Source organism: Pseudomonas sp. P7548, assembly GCF_013386585.1.
GTDB lineage: Bacteria > Pseudomonadota > Gammaproteobacteria > Pseudomonadales > Pseudomonadaceae > Aquipseudomonas.
The window spans coordinates 1-1,570 of sequence record NZ_JACARO010000170.1; the positions used below are offsets into that span (position 1 = coordinate 1).

A 1,570-nucleotide genomic window follows, 5' to 3' on the forward strand; every position below is an offset into this window, starting at 1 on the left:
GACCCTGGCCGGTGGCACCGCCCCTGAAATGGCATTTGGTGCGGGCGGCAACTACCTGGAACAGCTGAACAGCCAGATCGCCGAACTGGGCCTGACGGGTGTGATCGACTGGCGCTTGAACCTGCCGGCCGATGAGATCGCACAGACCATCCAGGCGCACCATGTGATGGTGCTGCCGTACCGTGAATCGAAAAAACTCGGCCTGCTGGGCCGCCAGCGTGGCACCAGTGGCGCGTTGTCCTGGGCCACAGCCTGCGGGCGCGGTGCGATCACTTCCAACGCCCGCGCGTTTGCCGAAGAAGTGGCAAGCGGCAACGGTGCGATCTTCCCCGAGGGCGATGTGGCGGCGTTGAGCGAGCAGTTGTTGCGCCTGGCGCGCACGCCGTTGCTGGCTCGGGACTGGGCGGAACGCGCCGGGGAAATCGGCCGCGAACGCCTGTGGCCCCTGACCGCGCAGAAATTCAAGCAGCTGTTCGAGCAGGCGATTGCGGGAGTTCCCTATGGCGCGTAAACGCACCTACCTGGCCACCCTTGCCGTCATCGCCGCCCTGGGCCTGACCGCCTTCCTGTGGGGGCGCCAGGCCGACGCCGAAAACCATGTGCTCAAGGGCAGCAAGGTGGTGGTGTGGAAAGACTTCCTGGGGGTGAACGCGCAGTTCCTGTGGTTCAGCCCCACGCTCTACCAGAAGCAGATCGACCGTCTCAAGGCGCTGGGCCTGGAGTGGGTGCGCCTGGACTTGCATTGGGATCAGCTGGAACCTGCGCAGGGCCAGTACCAGATCGCCACGCTGGATCAACTGGTGGGCAACCTGCAAACCAACCAGCTCAAGTCGGTGTTCTACCTGGTGGGCTCGGCGCCCTTCGCCACCACCGCGCCGGTGGGTGCGCCCTATCAGGACCAGTACCCACCCAAGGACCCGAACCTGTTTGCCAACCGCATGGCGTTGCTGTCCCAGCGCTACCCCAGCGTGAATGCCTGGCAGGTGTGGAACGAGCCCAACCTGCTCGGCTTCTGGCGCCCGGTGGCCGACCCGGCCGGTTACGCCACCCTGCTGACCGCCACCGCGGCCGCATTGCGCGCCGTGGACGCGAACAAACCCGTGGTGGCCGCAGGCATGGCGTTTTTCAGTGAGATGCCCAACGGCCAGACCATGTTCAGTGCACTCGGCGCGTTGGGGGTGGCGAGCCTCAATACCACCATTTCCTATCACCCCTACACCCAACTGCCCGAAGGCAACGACCCGTCCAACCTGGATTTCATCAGCAAGACCACCACACTCAATCAAGCGTTGCGTGGTGCAGGCGTGCAAACCCTGTGGAGCACCGAATGGGGCTGGTCCACCTACCCGGGGCCCAAGGACGCCCAGGACCTGATCACCCAGCAGGGCCAGGCCGACTACATCGTGCGGCGCGTGGCGCTGATGAGTGCTATGGATTACGACAAGATCTTCCTGTTCACCCTCAGCGACCTCGACCAACGCGCCAGCGTGCGTGACCAGTATTACGGCTTGCTGGACATCGACGCGAACCCCAAGCCGGCCTACACCGCGCTGAAGAACTTCCTCGATGT

The 1,570-nt window shown here is 64.5% G+C and carries 2 protein-coding genes; both read left to right on the forward strand.

Going from position 1 to position 1,570, the window contains the following annotated elements:
- A partial coding sequence (locus HX803_RS31965) for a glycosyltransferase (protein ID WP_178926053.1) occupies positions 1–511 on the forward strand: 511 nt, incomplete at its 5' end.
- A partial coding sequence (locus HX803_RS31970; protein WP_178926054.1) for a beta-galactosidase occupies positions 501–1,570 on the forward strand: 1,070 nt, incomplete at its 3' end. The genes HX803_RS31965 and HX803_RS31970, both read left to right, overlap by 11 nt.